This window comes from Alkalihalophilus lindianensis, assembly GCF_032843265.1.
GTDB lineage: Bacteria > Bacillota > Bacilli > Bacillales > Bacillaceae_D > Alkalihalophilus > Alkalihalophilus lindianensis.
In genome coordinates, this window is the sequence record NZ_JAWJBA010001056.1 from 1 (window position 1) to 235 (window position 235).

1 pseudogene is annotated in these 235 nt (G+C 41.3%); it reads left to right on the top strand.

The annotated features are described in order from the left end of the window. Positions 1-235: pseudogene (locus RYX56_RS25350) on the top strand (tryptophan synthase subunit beta); the annotation flags it as partial.

The following is a 235-nucleotide window of genomic DNA, read 5'->3' on the forward strand; positions in this document are numbered from 1 at the left end:
GCATGGTGTTGCTACTGCAACGGTTTGTGCATTACTAAATTTAGAATGCATCATTTTTATGGGAGAAGAAGATATCAAAAGGCAAGCGCTCAATGTATTTCGGATGGAATTATTAGGAGCCAAAGTGGTCGGTGTTACCTCTGGAAGTGCCACATTAAAGGATGCTGTCAACGAAGCTTTAAGGTACTGGGTGGCAAATGTCGACGATACCCATTACTTATTAGGTTCTGTAATG